Source organism: Liquorilactobacillus satsumensis, from assembly GCF_964065465.1.
Classification (GTDB): domain Bacteria; phylum Bacillota; class Bacilli; order Lactobacillales; family Lactobacillaceae; genus Liquorilactobacillus; species Liquorilactobacillus satsumensis.
In genome coordinates this window covers 904,211-917,555 of record NZ_OZ061606.1, presented here as the reverse complement: position 1 = coordinate 917,555, position 13,345 = coordinate 904,211, and the positions used below count along the sequence as shown (strand labels likewise).

Sequence of the window (13,345 nt, the reverse complement as noted above, 5' to 3'; positions counted from 1 at the left end):
GAGGAATTTTAAATGCCAAAAGTTACATTATATAAGCAAGATGGCAGTCAAAATGGTGAGGTTTCTTTGAATGAAGGAATTTTTGGAATCGAACCTAATAATAATGTCGTTTTTGATGCAGTTGTTATGCAACGTGCATCACGTCGTCAGGGAACACATGCTGTTAAAAACAGAAGTGCAGTTTCCGGGGGCGGAAAGAAGCCATGGCGGCAAAAAGGAACAGGGCGTGCGCGTCAAGGATCAATTCGCTCACCACAATGGGTTGGTGGTGGAACTGTCTTTGGCCCGACACCTCGTTCATACAGCTACAAACTTCCAAGGAAGGTTCGTCGCTTAGCAATCAGATCTGTCCTTTCTCAAAAGGTGCTTGATGAAAGCTTAGTGGTGGTTGACAAATTAGCATTTGAACAACCAAAGACAAAATCCTTTGCAGAAGTATTGGACAACTTAGATGTTAAGACAAAAGTATTAGTAGTTCTTGAAGATGGTAACGACTTAGCTGCACTTTCAGCGCGTAACTTGAAAAACGTTACGGTCATCGATGCAAAAGGCGTGAACGTCTTAGATGTTATCGACAATGATAAGTTGGTCTTGACTCAAGAAGCTCTTTCTCAAGTAGAGGAGGTTCTTGCATAATGGATGCACGCGATGTGATTTTAAAACCAGTTATTACTGAAGCTTCAACTGATCAAATGGATTCGAAACGCTACACTTTTGATGTAGCAGTAACTGCTACCAAAATACAGGTTAAAAAAGCGGTTGAAGAAATTTTTGATGTTAAAGTTGTTAAAGTTAACATTATGAACGTTAAAGGTAAAATGAAGCGAATGGGACGCTACGCTGGATACACCAAAAAGCGTCGTAAAGCGATTGTTACTTTGAGCGCTGATTCAAAAGAAATCAAATTATTCGAAAAATAAAAATTAATTAGGAGGGAATTCACGTGGGGATCAAAAAATTTAAACCGACCACAAACGGACGTCGTAACATGACCGGTTCAGATTTTTCTGAGATTACAAAAACAGTGCCAGAAAAATCATTACTTGAATCGCAAAGTAAGACAGCCGGACGTAATAGTTACGGCCGGATTACTGTACGTCATCGTGGTGGCGGCCACAAACGTCAATATCGTTTGATTGATTTCAAACGAATTAAAGACGAAGTGCCAGCAACAGTTAAGGCAATCGAATACGATCCAAACCGTTCTGCTAATATCGCACTTTTGGTTTATGCAGATGGAATTAAGTCGTATATTCTTGCACCTAAAGGCCTTGAAGTAGGTCAAATTGTTGAATCTGGTAAAGAAGTTGATATTAAGGTTGGAAACACCCTACCACTGGGAAGCATTCCAGTTGGTACAGTGATTCACAATATTGAACTTAAACCAGGAAAAGGCGGACAACTTGTACGTTCAGCTGGTACCTCGGCTCAATTGCTTGGTAAAGAAGGTAAGTATGTTTTAGTTCGTTTAACTTCGGGTGAAGTTCGAATGGTACTTGCAACTTGCCGTGCAACAATTGGTGCAGTTGGAAATGAACAGCATGAACTTATTAAAATTGGTAAAGCTGGTCGGACACGTTGGGCTGGCAAACGTCCTACAGTTCGTGGATCTGTTATGAACCCTAACGATCATCCACACGGTGGTGGTGAAGGTAAAGCTCCTGTTGGACGTCCAAGCCCAATGTCACCATGGGGTAAGAAAACTATGGGTTACAAGACACGTTCTAAGAAAGCTCAGTCAGACAAGTTTATCGTACGTAAACGTAATAAGTAGCCACCAAGCTGCTTAATAATCAGATGATCCGAAAGGAGGATTCACTTTGAGTCGTAGTTTGAAAAAAGGACCTTTTGCTGATGCACATTTGATGAAAAAAATCGAAGCGCAGGCAGATCAAGAAAAGAAATCCGTCATCAAAACATGGTCTCGTCGTTCAACAATTTTCCCAAGCTTTATTGGTTACACAATTGCAGTATATGATGGTCGCAAGCATGTGCCCGTATATATTCAAGAAGATATGGTAGGCCATAAGCTGGGTGAATTTGTGCCAACACGGACTTTCCATGGTCATGGCAACGTAGATAAGAAAACGGCAGTTAAGTAAGGGAGGATAATAAAATGGCTGAACAGGTAACATCAGCAAGGGCAATTGCCACCACAGTTCGCATTCCTGCGCGTAAAGCGCGCCTTGTGATCGATTTGATTCGTGGCAAGAGTGTAGCTGAAGCCTTAGGGATTTTAAAATTCACTCCTAGAGCTGGCTCCCCGATCATTGAAAAAGTTTTAAAATCAGCAATTGCAAATGCAGAAAATAACTTTGATTTAGACGTTGAAGATTTGTTTGTAAGCGAAGCCTATGTCAACGAAGGACCTACGCTCAAGCGTTTCCGTCCCCGTGCAAAGGGTTCAGCTTCTCCAATCAACAAGCGTACAAGTCATATTACTGTAGTTGTATCCGTAAAATAAGGAGGGATAATGCGTGGGTCAAAAAGTAAATCCAACGGGATTACGTGTTGGAATCATTCGTGACTGGGATGCTAAGTGGTATGCTGAAAAAGATTATGCAGCAAACTTGCACGAAGATTTGCACATCCGTAAATATATTGCAACTAAATTAGCCGATGCAGCTGTCTCTACCGTTGAAATTGAACGTGCCGCAAAGCGTGTTAATATTTCAATCCATACTGCAAAACCTGGTATGGTAATCGGTAAAGGCGGATCAGAGGTTGAAAAGCTTCGTAAAGAATTAAACGAATTAACAGGTAAGAGAGTTCACATTAACATTGTTGAAATCAAAAAACCTGATTTGGATGCTAAGCTTGTGGGCGAAAATGTTGCGGTTCAGCTTGAAAACCGTGTGGCATTCCGTCGTGCAATGAAGCAAGGTATTCAACGTACAATGCGTGCCGGCGCAAAGGGCATCAAAGTTCAAGTTGCTGGCCGTTTGAATGGTGCGGACATGTCACGTGTTGAACATTTTTCTGAAGGAACTGTTCCTTTGCACACATTGCGTGCAGATGTTGACTATGCATGGACCGAAGCTCAGACTACTTATGGTAAATTAGGCGTTAAAGTTTGGATTTACCGTGGGGAAGTTTTACCTGCTAGGAAAGAAAATAGCAAAGGAGGGAAATAACCTATGTTAGTACCAAAACGTACAAAGCATCGTCGCGAATTTCGTGGCAAGATGCGTGGTGAAGCTAAGGGTGGTAAGTCGATTGCCTTTGGAGAATATGGCTTGCAAGCTGTTGATTCTCATTGGATCACGAACCGTCAAATTGAAGCTTGTCGTGTCGCAATGACACGTTACATGAAACGTGGTGGGAAAGTTTGGATTAAAATTTTCCCTCACAAGTCATACACAGCAAAAGCAATTGGTGTTCGTATGGGTTCTGGGAAAGGTGCTCCCGAAGGTTGGGTAGCTCCTGTCAAACGTGGTAAGATTTTATTTGAAATCGGTGGGGTTTCTGAAGAAGTTGCCCGCGAAGCATTACGTTTAGCTTCCTACAAGCTCCCAATCAAGACCAAGTTTGTAAAACGTGAGGAAGTAGGTGGCGAATCAAATGAAGACTAAAGAAATTAACGAATTAACCACTACTGAAATGCTTGAAAAAGAGAAGCAGTTCAAGGAAGAATTATTTAACTTGCGTTTCCAATTAGCTACCGGACAATTGGAAAATACTGCTCGTTTGAAAGAAGTACGTAAAACAATTGCGCGTCTTAAGACCGCATTGCGTCAACAAGAATTAAACAAATAGAATACGAAGAAGGAGGAAAATAAAGTATGGCTGAAACTCGTAACCAGCGTAAAGTCTATCAAGGACGTGTTGTTTCGGACAAAATGGACAAAACAATCTCTGTTGTTGTTGAAACCTACAAGACTCACAAGACATACAACAAACGTGTTAAGTATTCCAAGAATTTTAAGGCACATGATGAAAACAACGAAGCAAAGGTTGGAGACATCGTCAGGATTATGGAAACTCGTCCATTGTCAGCTACGAAACGGTTCCGTTTATTAGATATCGTTGAAAAAGCAGTTATTATCTAGGTTACTTTGTTCCTAGTTAAAAATACTTTGATTCGTATTCTGATTTGTTAACGAAAGGAGGTCACATACAGTGATCCAACAAGAAAGTCGTTTAAAAGTCGCTGATAATTCTGGAGCACGTGAAATCTTGGTAATCAAAATTTTAGGTGGTTCCCGTGTAAAAACTGCGAATATCGGTGATATTATCGTTGCTACTGTCAAACAAGCAACACCAGGTGGCGTTGTCAAAAAGGGTGACGTTGTTAAGGCCGTTGTTGTGCGTACTAAGTTTGGTACACATCGTACAGACGGTTCTTACATCAAATTCGACGAAAATGCTGCTGTGGTAATTGGTGATGACAAAGCACCAAAAGGCACACGTATTTTCGGACCAGTTGCTCGTGAGTTGCGTGATGGAAACTTCATGAAGATTGTTTCCCTGGCACCTGAAGTATTGTAATAAACCAACGTTGGCAAGGAGGTGCAAATCTAAATGTTCGTTAAAAAGAATGATAAGGTTAAAGTGATTGCCGGTAAAGATAAGGGTAAGACTGGTACGATCGAAAAAGTTTTTGCTAGCAAAGACCGGGTGATCGTAAAAGGTGTGAATATCATTAAAAAACACCAAAAGCCAAGTAATGCGAACCCAAATGGTGGAATCGTCGAGGTTGAAGCACCGATCCATGTTTCTAATGTTATGCTGGTTGACTTGTCTAATGATGAGGCTACTCGTGTTGCAAACAAGATCGTTGACGGCAAAAAAGTGCGAGTTTCCAAAAAAACTGGTAAAGCGCTAGACAAGTAGGCAGGAAAGGAGGATTACTTTCTTCATGGTTAATCGTTTAAAAGAAAAATATGACAAGAATATTGCTCCGTCATTGATGGAGAAGTTTAATTATACTTCAATCATGCAAGTCCCAAAGGTTGATAAAATTGTGATCAACATGGGTGTGGGTGATGCTGTTAGCAATGCTAAAAATTTAGATGAAGCAGTTGAAGAACTAACTTTGATCGCTGGTCAAAAACCAGTGATTACAAAGGCTAAAAAGTCAATTGCTGGTTTCCGCTTGCGTGAGGGAATGCCCATCGGAACAAAAGTTACATTACGTGGACAACGGATGTATGAATTTTTAGACAAATTGGTTTCAGTTTCATTACCACGTGTGCGTGATTTCCATGGTGTTAGCAAACGTGCATTTGATGGACGCGGAAATTATACATTAGGTATTCACGAACAACTGATTTTCCCTGAAATCGATTTTGATAATGTTAACAAAGTTCGCGGAATGGATATCGTCATTGTTACTACAGCTAACAGTGATGAAGAATCCAAAGAATTATTGACTCAATTAGGAATGCCATTCGCCAAATAAAGGGGGTTTCACATTGGCTAAAAAATCACAAATTGCAAAGAATAAACGCCAGGCTAAGTTCTCGACACAAGAATATTCGCGCTGTGCACGTTGCGGTCGTCCGCATTCTGTTTATCGCAAGTTTAAACTATGCCGTGTTTGCCTTCGAGATCTTGCACATAAAGGTCAGATTCCTGGGATGAAAAAGGCTAGTTGGTAATCCAATAAAGTAAAGGAGGGCAAATTAATGGCTATGACTGATCCAATCGCAGACTTCTTGACTCGTGTGCGCAATGCAAATGTTGTTAAGCATGAATCACTTGAAGTACCTGCTTCAAAAATCAAGCATGATATCGCTGAAATCCTTAAAAATGAAGGTTTTGTCCGCGATGTTGAATATATAGATGATGACAAGCAAGGAATCATTCGCGTATTTTTAAAATTTAACAAAAATAACGAACGTGTTATCACAGGAATTAAACGAATCTCTAAACCAGGTCTGCGTTCATACGTTAGAGCTGACGCTGTTCCTAAGGTTTTAAACGGCTTAGGAATTGCAATCCTCTCAACCTCAGAAGGGGTTATGACGGATAAAGAAGCTCGCGCTAAAAAAATCGGCGGCGAAGTGCTCGCATACGTTTGGTAGAAAAATAACGAAGTAAGGAGGTGTCATTCATGAGCCGTATTGGTTTTAAAGAAGTTACTTTACCTGAAGGTGTTGAAGTTAAACGTACTGACAATACCGTGACTGTTAAAGGTCCAAAGGGTGAATTAACAAGAGAATTTTCTGACAAGATTTCAATGGAAATCGAAGGCAAAACAGTTAAGTTTGATCGTGAAAGTGATGACAATAAAGTCAAGGCTTTACACGGTACAACACGAGCTTTGTTCCATAACATGGTGCTCGGCGTAACTGAAGGTTTCAAAAAAGAATTAGAACTTCAAGGTGTTGGATATCGTGCACAGATGAAGGGCAATAAGCTTGTCTTGAGTGTTGGTTATTCACATCCAGTTGAATTCGAACCTGAAGAAGGATTGAAAGTTGAAACTCCTTCTGCAACTTCAATTATTGTTTCTGGAATTTCAAAAGAAGAAGTTGGCGATTTAGCAGCACGGATTCGTTTGACTCGTGCTCCAGAACCTTACAAGGGTAAAGGGATTCGCTATGTTGGTGAATATGTTCGTCGTAAGGAAGGTAAGACTGGTAAGTAATACCAGTTTTTCTAAGTAATGCTAGCAGATTAAATTAAGAGGTGAAAATAGTGATTTCAAAACCAGATAAGAATAAAACACGTCAAAAGCGCCATACTCGTGTTCGTGGTAAGATCTCTGGTACATCTAAGCGCCCACGCTTAAATATTTATCGTTCAAATAAAAACATCTACGCTCAAGTAATTGATGACGTAGCGGGTGTGACGCTAGTTAGTGCCTCGACATTAGATAAAGAAGTTAGTGGTCAAACAAAAATTGAACAAGCTACTTCCGTTGGTGCAACTGTTGCCAAACGTGCCGTTGAAAAAGGTATTAAGGAAGTTATTTTTGATCGTGGTGGCTACTTGTATCATGGGCGCATTGAGGCTCTTGCTGCTGCTGCACGTGAAAATGGATTAGATTTTTAAGAAAGGGAGGGAAACTAGTTTATGACTTTTATCGATCCAGCTCAGTTAGATTTAGAAGATCGTGTGGTTGCAATCAACCGAATTACTAAAGTTGTTAAAGGTGGACGTCGTCTGCGTTTTGCTGCACTTGTAATTGTTGGCGATCATAATGGACACGTTGGTTTTGGAACTGGTAAGGCACAGGAAGTTCCAGATGCTATCCGTAAGGCTGTTGAAGCTGCACGCAAAAGCCTTATTAAGGTACCGATGGTCAACGAAACTCTTCCACATAAGGTTATCGGTGAATATAGCGGAAGCCGTATTTTATTGAAACCAGCAATTGCCGGTTCTGGTGTTGCTGCCGGTGGAGCAGTTCGTGCCGTGATGGAATTAGCAGGTGTTGCCGATGTAACAAGTAAGTCACTCGGTTCAAATACACCAATCAACGTTGTACGTGCAACAGTTGATGGCTTGCAGAAAATGAAGAGTGCTGAAGAAGTTGCAGCACTCCGTGGCGTTTCTGCACAGCACTTAGCAGAATAAGGAGGACTCAATTGTGGCTGAATTAAAAATTACATTAACTCGCAGCGTCATTGGGCGTCCTCAGAACCAGCGTGAAATTGTAAAGGCGCTTGGCCTGGGACGTGTCAACAGTTCGGTTGTGCTTCCTGACAATGCTGCAACTCGTGGTGCCGTTGCAAAGATTAATCATTTGGTTGCTGTTTCAGTTGCCGAATAAGTCATGCTATAATTACTAATAAGGAGGTGCCAACCTGATGAAATTACATGAATTAAAAGCGAGTGAAGGTTCACGCCAGACACGCAATCGTGTCGGCCGTGGAACTTCATCCGGTAATGGTAAGACTGCGGGCCGTGGTCAAAAAGGCCAAAAAGCGCGTGGAAAAGTTCGTTTAGGATTTGAAGGTGGACAGATGCCATTGTTCCGCCGGATGCCAAAACGTGGCTTCCAGAATATCAACCGTAAAGAATATGCTGTGGTAAATCTTGAAACGCTTAATAAGTTTGAAGATAACACTGAAATTACTCCTGTTCTTTTGGTTGAAAATGGTGTTGTTAAAGACGAAAAAGATGGTATCAAAGTTTTAGCAAATGGTGAATTGACGAAGAAATTGACTGTTAAAGCCAACAAATTCTCTGCTGCAGCTAAAGAAGCCATCGAAGCAGCTGGCGGTCAAGCCGAGGTGATCTAATGCTGAAAACAATGAAGAACGCCTTAGCTGTAAAGGAGATCCGTAATAAAATCTTATTTACATTAGGTGTCTTGATTGTCTTTCGTTTAGGCACATATATCACTGTCCCTGGGATCAACGCAAAAGCCTTGAGCAGCGTTGCATCTTCAGGGTTAGTTAGTATCTTGAATACCTTCAGCGGCGGCGGTTTAACTAACTACTCAATCCTTGCAATGGGTGTTTCGCCTTATATCACTGCGCAAATTGTTGTTCAGTTGTTGCAAATGGATATTGTGCCTCGCTTTGTTGAGTGGAGCAAACAGGGTGAAGTTGGCCGGAGAAAGCTGAATCAGGCTACCAGATACTTGACTATTGTGCTTGCGTTTGTACAGTCAATTGGGATCACAGCTGGTTTTAATGCGTTGAGCAGTTTGAATTTAGTTACTAATCCAGGTGTTAAGACCTATATTAGTATCGGAATTGTTTTAACAGGTGGGTCATTGTTTACAACCTGGTTAGGTGATATGATTACTGATCGCGGTTTTGGAAACGGAATCTCGATGATTATCATGGCAGGTATTTTAGCCAGAATCCCAACAGGTGTTAAACAGATTTATACTGAACAATTTGCAGATGCTTCCTCGGGTGAACTTTGGAAAGGAATTTTATTCGTAGCGGTCTTACTGGTTGCAATTTTGGTCATTGTGACATTTGTGACTTACGTCCAACAAGCGAATTATAAAATTCCAATTCAGTACACACGGCGGTTAGCTGGTGCAACGAATAATTCGTACTTACCGCTTAAAATCAACGTTGCGGGCGTTATTCCTGTTATTTTTGCAAGTTCATTTATTGCGACACCACAAACAATTCTGATGGCTTTTACCCAGAGCCATGGTGAGGATACGTGGTACAAAGTGTTGACTAACATTTTTAACATGCAGGCAACTGGCGGAATGATTCTCTATACGTTCTTGATCGTTGTCTTCACCTTTTTCTATGCTTTTGTGCAAGTCAATCCGGAGAAGCTCTCGGAAAACTTGCAAAAGCAGGGGAGTTACATTCCAAGTGTCTGGCCTGGGAAAGAGACTGAAAAGTATGTTTCCCATCTCCTGATGCGTCTTAGTTCCGTTGGTTCACTCTTTTTGGGATTAGTTTCCTTAATTCCATTAGTTGCTTCAAATATTTGGGGCTTAGATGAATCGATTGGCTTGGGCGGAACGAGCTTGTTGATTGTTGTCGGGGTTGCACTAGAATCTATTCGGCAATTAAAAGGTATGATGATGAAGCGTGAATATGTTGGCTTTATCAGGTAATACTCTGGATTAAGTTGGGCTTTGCAGTCTGCGGAGCCAGCTTTTTCATTTGAACTTATTTAAATTTCAATGGGGGTAAACGAAGCAATGACTGCTAAGAATCTAATGTTAATGGGGCTCCCCGGTGCTGGTAAAGGAACCCAGGCGGAAAGAATCGTAGCTGATTTTGAAATTCCACATATTTCGACCGGAGATATTTTTCGGGCCGCAATTAAGAATGGCACGCCAATGGGTCTTAAGGCTAAGAGTTTCATTGATAAGGGCGAGTTAGTCCCTGATGAGGTTACAAATGGCATCGTCAAGGAACGTTTAATGGAAAATGATACTGCAAAAGGATACTTACTTGATGGTTTCCCACGTAATTTAGCGCAAGCTACAGCGCTGAAAGAGATGGGCACAGAACTTGGAAAGCCTTTATCAGCTGTTATTAATATCCATGTTGACCCGAACTCTTTAATGGAACGGTTGACAGGACGATTTATTTGTCGAAATTGCGGCGCAACCTATCATAAGATTTTTAATCCAACGAAGGTTGAAGGAACATGTGATCGTTGCGGAGGTCATGAGTTTTATCAGCGCGAAGATGACAAGCCGGAAACTGTTAAGAATCGGTTAGAGGTTAACATCAAGATGAATACACCGTTGCTGTCTTTTTATCAAACACAGGGACTGTTGCATCAAGTTGATGGTAATCAGGAAATTAGTAAAGTCTTTAGTGATATTAAGGATATTTTGCAAAAGTTGTAAGCGATGTTTAGTAGTATTTCAGCTTGCTTATTTCTAGACAAGATGATATAATATTCCAGGTTTATCTTTTCAAGAGGGGGAGTCTGTCCATTTGGCAGATGCTCCTGCAGAAAAGGGCACTTAGACTTCGGTTGGAAGTGTCTATCATTATTACGTGTGAAGTTTTGAAATCATTTAAGGAGGTACTTTTGCGTGGCGAAAGATGATGTGATTGAAATTGAGGGCAAGATTAAAGAAACACTGCCCAATGCGATGTTCAAAGTTGAACTCGAAAATGGGCATGAAATCTTAGCCCATGTTTCTGGGAAAATCCGGATGCATTACATTCGCATTTTACCCGGTGACAGGGTAACGGTTGAAATGTCCCCTTACGATTTGACTAAGGGTCGCATTACCTATCGCTTTAAATAGATTGTACTTCATCAAATATCTATGGGAGGTATAATTCATGAAGGTAAGACCATCAGTAAAACCAATGTGTGAACACTGTAAAGTAATTAAGCGCAAAGGCCGTGTTATGGTTATTTGTTCTAATCCAAAGCATAAACAACGTCAAGGATAATAAAAATTAGGAGGTGTAATTGTTATGGCTCGTATTGCAGGTGTCGATTTACCACGCGATAAGCGAATCGTAATCGGCTTAACTTACATTTATGGAATCGGTAATACTACTGCACAGAAGATTGTGGCAGAAGCAGGTGTTTCTGCAGACGTTCGTGTCCGTGATTTGACAACAGATCAAGAAGACAAGATTCGTGCTGCTGTTGATAACTACAAGGTTGAAGGTGACCTTCGCCGTGGAATCAGCTTGGATATCAAGCGTCTTTCAGAAATTGGTTCATACCGAGGCCTTCGTCATCGTCGTCATTTACCAGTTCGTGGACAAAACACGAAGAATAATGCACGGACACGTAAAGGCCCAGTCACATCAATTGCTGGCAAAAAGAAATAATTAAATTAATAGACAAAGGGGGTCAGCTAATTCATGGCAGTTAAGAAAGGTACACGTAAACGTCGTGTCAAGAAAAATATTGAAAGCGGCGTTGCACATATTCACTCAACGTTTAATAACACATTAGTTATGATTACTGATGTGCATGGCAATGCGATTGCATGGTCATCAGCAGGTTCTCTTGGCTTCAAGGGAAGTCGTAAATCGACTCCATTTGCTGCTCAGATGGCTGCGGAAGCTGCCGCTAAGGGTTCAATGGAACATGGAATGAAGAGTGTAGAAGTTGCAGTTAAAGGACCAGGCTCTGGTCGCGAAGCTGCTATCCGTGCATTACAAACAACAGGACTTGAAGTAACTTCTATTCGCGACGTTACTCCTGTTCCTCATAATGGATGTCGTCCTCCAAAGCGTCGCCGTGTTTAATGTGGTATCGTATTCATTTTGAGGTAAATCTTCATAATGTTTTCGCCAGATTGCACGCAGCGTTTTGAAAGGGGTAAAGATAAGAATGATCGAATTTGAAAAACCAAAAATTCATAAAATAGAAGAAAGTCATGATTATGGCAAATTTGTTGTTGAACCGCTGGAACGTGGTTACGGCACAACATTAGGCAACTCTCTTCGTCGAATTTTGCTTTCTTCGCTACCTGGTGCAGCAATCACAAGTATCCAAATTGATGGAGTTCTTCATGAATTCTCAACAATTAAAGGTGTACTTGAAGATGTTACACAAATTATTTTAAACTTGAAGAAGGTCGCTTTGCGGATTGATTCAGAAGAAGACCAAACACTGGAGATCAGCGTTAATGGGCCCTTAGAAGTAAAGGCCGGCGATATTCAAGGTAGTAGTGATGTGGAAGTGCTGAATCCAGATCTGTATCTTTGTACAGTTGCTGAAGGCGCATCTTTTCACGTACGCATGAATGCTAACACTGGTCGTGGTTATGTTTCGGCTGATGAAAACAAGATTAAGGCCGATGATATGCCGATCGGTGTTTTGCCAATTGACTCAATTTATACCCCGATCGAGCGTGTCAACTATCAAGTTGAGAAAACACGTGTTGGTCAAAGAGATGATTACGATAAATTGACGCTGGATGTTTGGACCAATGGTGCAGTTTCACCTAGCGAGGCAATTAGTTTATCGGCTAAAATACTCACTGAGCATTTAACTTTATTTGTTGATTTGACTGATGAAGCTAAAAATGCTGAAATCATGGTCGAAAAAGAAGAAACGCATAAAGAAAAAATGCTTGAGATGACAATTGAAGAGCTTGATCTTTCTGTACGTTCTTATAACTGTTTAAAACGTGCTGGGATTAACACTGTTCAGGAGTTAACTAATAAGTCTGAAGCCGATATGATGAAAGTTCGTAATTTAGGACGTAAATCACTGGAAGAAGTTAAAAATAAATTAACTGATCTTGGGTTATCATTACGTCATGATGACTAAAATTAATTAAGGACAAGGGAGGGGAACAAACTCATGGGTTACCGGAAATTAGGACGTACAAGCGGACACCGCAAGGCACTTTTACGCAATCTGACGACGGACTTGCTTGTTAATGAAAAAATTGTGACAACTGAAGCACGTGCTAAAGAAGTACGTAAAACAGCTGAAAAGATGATTTCATTAGGAAAGAAAGGCGACTTGCCTTCACGTCGACGCGCTGCTGCATATTTAATGGATGTTGTTGCTGACGTTAAGGAAGATGGCGATGATGTTGTTGTACAAACTGCATTGCAAAAGCTTTTCTCTGATGTCGCAGATCGTTTCAAAGAACGCAATGGCGGCTACACAAGAATTCTGAAGATGGAAGAACGTCGTGGCGATGCTGCCAAGATGGTTGTTCTTGAATTGGTTGATTAGTCAGTAATTTTTAAAATTTGTCACTTTTATAACGATAACTGGGCGTTACGATGTTGGTGAATACCTAGTCTAGTCCTAAGTACCCTGTTGGGGAAACCTTCGTTGTAAAAAGTGATTTTTTTTGGCCCTGGAAGAAAATCCAGGGCTTTTTGCATCTCCAATTAATTGTCACTTGCGACCAGCTGTTTCGGTGCAGAAATTTAGCAGTTGTGTACAAGCCTTTTTCAGCACTGACGTCATTGATTTTTAATATATTTGAACAGGGGAGTTGTGGTATGATAGGTGCAATAAG

Annotated in this window: 27 protein-coding genes; all 27 read left to right on the top strand. The window is 41.0% G+C overall.

The features are described from left to right. Nucleotides 1-12: 12 nt before the first annotated feature. Nucleotides 13-636: a 50S ribosomal protein L4 gene (rplD, locus tag AB3Y88_RS04440; protein ID WP_054756439.1), complete on the top strand. Its 624-nt coding sequence runs from the start codon at nucleotides 13-15 to the stop codon at nucleotides 634-636. Then, entirely contained in the window at nucleotides 636-920 is a 285-nt protein-coding gene (gene rplW / locus AB3Y88_RS04435) for a 50S ribosomal protein L23 (protein WP_054756440.1), read from the top strand. The genes rplD and rplW overlap by 1 nt, the downstream gene beginning before the upstream one ends. Before the next feature lie 23 nt (nucleotides 921-943). Then, nucleotides 944-1,774: a 50S ribosomal protein L2 gene (gene rplB, locus AB3Y88_RS04430; RefSeq protein WP_056961004.1), complete on the top strand. Its 831-nt coding sequence runs from the start codon at nucleotides 944-946 to the stop codon at nucleotides 1,772-1,774. 46 nt (nucleotides 1,775-1,820) lie between these two features. Next, nucleotides 1,821-2,102 (top strand): 30S ribosomal protein S19, encoded by a 282-nt coding sequence (gene rpsS, locus AB3Y88_RS04425; protein ID WP_054756442.1) that lies wholly within the window; start codon nucleotides 1,821-1,823, stop codon nucleotides 2,100-2,102. Nucleotides 2,103-2,116: 14 nt separating this feature from the next. After that, a complete protein-coding gene (gene rplV / locus AB3Y88_RS04420) occupies nucleotides 2,117-2,464 on the top strand; it encodes a 50S ribosomal protein L22 (protein ID WP_056961005.1) in 348 nt (115 codons plus the stop codon). A 13-nt stretch (nucleotides 2,465-2,477) separates the two neighbouring features. Beyond that, complete coding sequence (gene rpsC, locus AB3Y88_RS04415; protein ID WP_054756444.1) at nucleotides 2,478-3,134, top strand: 30S ribosomal protein S3; 657 nt, start codon at nucleotides 2,478-2,480, stop codon at nucleotides 3,132-3,134. 3 nt (nucleotides 3,135-3,137) lie between these two features. Beyond that, nucleotides 3,138-3,572 (top strand): 50S ribosomal protein L16, encoded by a 435-nt coding sequence (gene rplP, locus AB3Y88_RS04410; RefSeq protein ID WP_056961006.1) that lies wholly within the window; start codon nucleotides 3,138-3,140, stop codon nucleotides 3,570-3,572. Continuing rightward, nucleotides 3,562-3,756 (top strand): 50S ribosomal protein L29, encoded by a 195-nt coding sequence (rpmC, locus tag AB3Y88_RS04405; protein WP_054756446.1) that lies wholly within the window; start codon nucleotides 3,562-3,564, stop codon nucleotides 3,754-3,756. The genes rplP and rpmC overlap by 11 nt, the downstream gene beginning before the upstream one ends. A gap of 26 nt (nucleotides 3,757-3,782) precedes the next feature. Further along, nucleotides 3,783-4,049: a 30S ribosomal protein S17 gene (rpsQ, locus tag AB3Y88_RS04400; RefSeq protein WP_054756447.1), complete on the top strand. Its 267-nt coding sequence runs from the start codon at nucleotides 3,783-3,785 to the stop codon at nucleotides 4,047-4,049. 70 nt (nucleotides 4,050-4,119) lie between these two features. Further along, a complete protein-coding gene (rplN, locus tag AB3Y88_RS04395) occupies nucleotides 4,120-4,488 on the top strand; it encodes a 50S ribosomal protein L14 (RefSeq protein WP_054756448.1) in 369 nt (122 codons plus the stop codon). Nucleotides 4,489-4,521: 33 nt separating this feature from the next. Then, complete coding sequence (rplX, locus tag AB3Y88_RS04390; RefSeq protein WP_056961007.1) at nucleotides 4,522-4,833, top strand: 50S ribosomal protein L24; 312 nt, start codon at nucleotides 4,522-4,524, stop codon at nucleotides 4,831-4,833. A gap of 25 nt (nucleotides 4,834-4,858) precedes the next feature. Next, nucleotides 4,859-5,401 (top strand): 50S ribosomal protein L5, encoded by a 543-nt coding sequence (gene rplE / locus AB3Y88_RS04385; protein ID WP_054756449.1) that lies wholly within the window; start codon nucleotides 4,859-4,861, stop codon nucleotides 5,399-5,401. Nucleotides 5,402-5,414: 13 nt separating this feature from the next. Beyond that, a complete protein-coding gene (locus AB3Y88_RS04380; RefSeq protein ID WP_054756450.1) occupies nucleotides 5,415-5,600 on the top strand; it encodes a type Z 30S ribosomal protein S14 in 186 nt (61 codons plus the stop codon). A 27-nt stretch (nucleotides 5,601-5,627) separates the two neighbouring features. Then, on the top strand, nucleotides 5,628-6,026 hold the full coding sequence (rpsH, locus tag AB3Y88_RS04375; protein ID WP_054756451.1) for a 30S ribosomal protein S8: 399 nt from the start codon (nucleotides 5,628-5,630) through the stop codon (nucleotides 6,024-6,026). Nucleotides 6,027-6,055: 29 nt separating this feature from the next. After that, nucleotides 6,056-6,592, top strand: a complete 537-nt coding sequence (rplF, locus tag AB3Y88_RS04370; protein ID WP_054756453.1) for a 50S ribosomal protein L6 — start codon at nucleotides 6,056-6,058, stop codon at nucleotides 6,590-6,592. A gap of 41 nt (nucleotides 6,593-6,633) precedes the next feature. Beyond that, a complete protein-coding gene (gene rplR / locus AB3Y88_RS04365) occupies nucleotides 6,634-6,999 on the top strand; it encodes a 50S ribosomal protein L18 (RefSeq protein ID WP_056961008.1) in 366 nt (121 codons plus the stop codon). Between the two features lie 21 nt (nucleotides 7,000-7,020). After that, nucleotides 7,021-7,521, top strand: a complete 501-nt coding sequence (gene rpsE / locus AB3Y88_RS04360) for a 30S ribosomal protein S5 (RefSeq protein WP_054756457.1) — start codon at nucleotides 7,021-7,023, stop codon at nucleotides 7,519-7,521. Nucleotides 7,522-7,534: 13 nt separating this feature from the next. Continuing rightward, the gene (gene rpmD, locus AB3Y88_RS04355) at nucleotides 7,535-7,717 is read left to right on the top strand and encodes a 50S ribosomal protein L30 (protein WP_054756459.1); all 183 of its coding nucleotides are present in this window, start codon (nucleotides 7,535-7,537) and stop codon (nucleotides 7,715-7,717) included. 37 nt (nucleotides 7,718-7,754) lie between these two features. After that, nucleotides 7,755-8,189 carry a 50S ribosomal protein L15 gene (gene rplO, locus AB3Y88_RS04350; RefSeq protein ID WP_054756461.1) on the top strand — a complete coding sequence of 145 codons (435 nt, stop codon included), beginning with the start codon at nucleotides 7,755-7,757 and terminating at the stop codon, nucleotides 8,187-8,189. Next, on the top strand, nucleotides 8,189-9,484 hold the full coding sequence (gene secY, locus AB3Y88_RS04345; RefSeq protein WP_056961009.1) for a preprotein translocase subunit SecY: 1,296 nt from the start codon (nucleotides 8,189-8,191) through the stop codon (nucleotides 9,482-9,484). The genes rplO and secY overlap by 1 nt, the downstream gene beginning before the upstream one ends. A gap of 87 nt (nucleotides 9,485-9,571) precedes the next feature. Beyond that, nucleotides 9,572-10,231, top strand: a complete 660-nt coding sequence (locus tag AB3Y88_RS04340; protein ID WP_056961010.1) for an adenylate kinase — start codon at nucleotides 9,572-9,574, stop codon at nucleotides 10,229-10,231. Between the two features lie 192 nt (nucleotides 10,232-10,423). After that, a complete protein-coding gene (gene infA / locus AB3Y88_RS04335) occupies nucleotides 10,424-10,642 on the top strand; it encodes a translation initiation factor IF-1 (RefSeq protein ID WP_056961011.1) in 219 nt (72 codons plus the stop codon). Nucleotides 10,643-10,679: 37 nt separating this feature from the next. Further along, nucleotides 10,680-10,793, top strand: coding sequence for a 50S ribosomal protein L36 (gene rpmJ, locus AB3Y88_RS04330; RefSeq protein ID WP_003689393.1), 114 nt, complete (start codon nucleotides 10,680-10,682; stop codon nucleotides 10,791-10,793). A gap of 24 nt (nucleotides 10,794-10,817) precedes the next feature. Next, complete coding sequence (gene rpsM / locus AB3Y88_RS04325) at nucleotides 10,818-11,183, top strand: 30S ribosomal protein S13 (protein ID WP_054756467.1); 366 nt, start codon at nucleotides 10,818-10,820, stop codon at nucleotides 11,181-11,183. A 33-nt stretch (nucleotides 11,184-11,216) separates the two neighbouring features. After that, entirely contained in the window at nucleotides 11,217-11,606 is a 390-nt protein-coding gene (gene rpsK, locus AB3Y88_RS04320; RefSeq protein ID WP_054756469.1) for a 30S ribosomal protein S11, read from the top strand. Nucleotides 11,607-11,691: 85 nt separating this feature from the next. Beyond that, nucleotides 11,692-12,636 carry a DNA-directed RNA polymerase subunit alpha gene (locus AB3Y88_RS04315; RefSeq protein WP_056961012.1) on the top strand — a complete coding sequence of 315 codons (945 nt, stop codon included), beginning with the start codon at nucleotides 11,692-11,694 and terminating at the stop codon, nucleotides 12,634-12,636. Nucleotides 12,637-12,669: 33 nt separating this feature from the next. Next, nucleotides 12,670-13,053 (top strand): 50S ribosomal protein L17, encoded by a 384-nt coding sequence (gene rplQ / locus AB3Y88_RS04310; protein WP_054756471.1) that lies wholly within the window; start codon nucleotides 12,670-12,672, stop codon nucleotides 13,051-13,053. The last annotated feature ends 292 nt before the right edge of the window (nucleotides 13,054-13,345 follow it).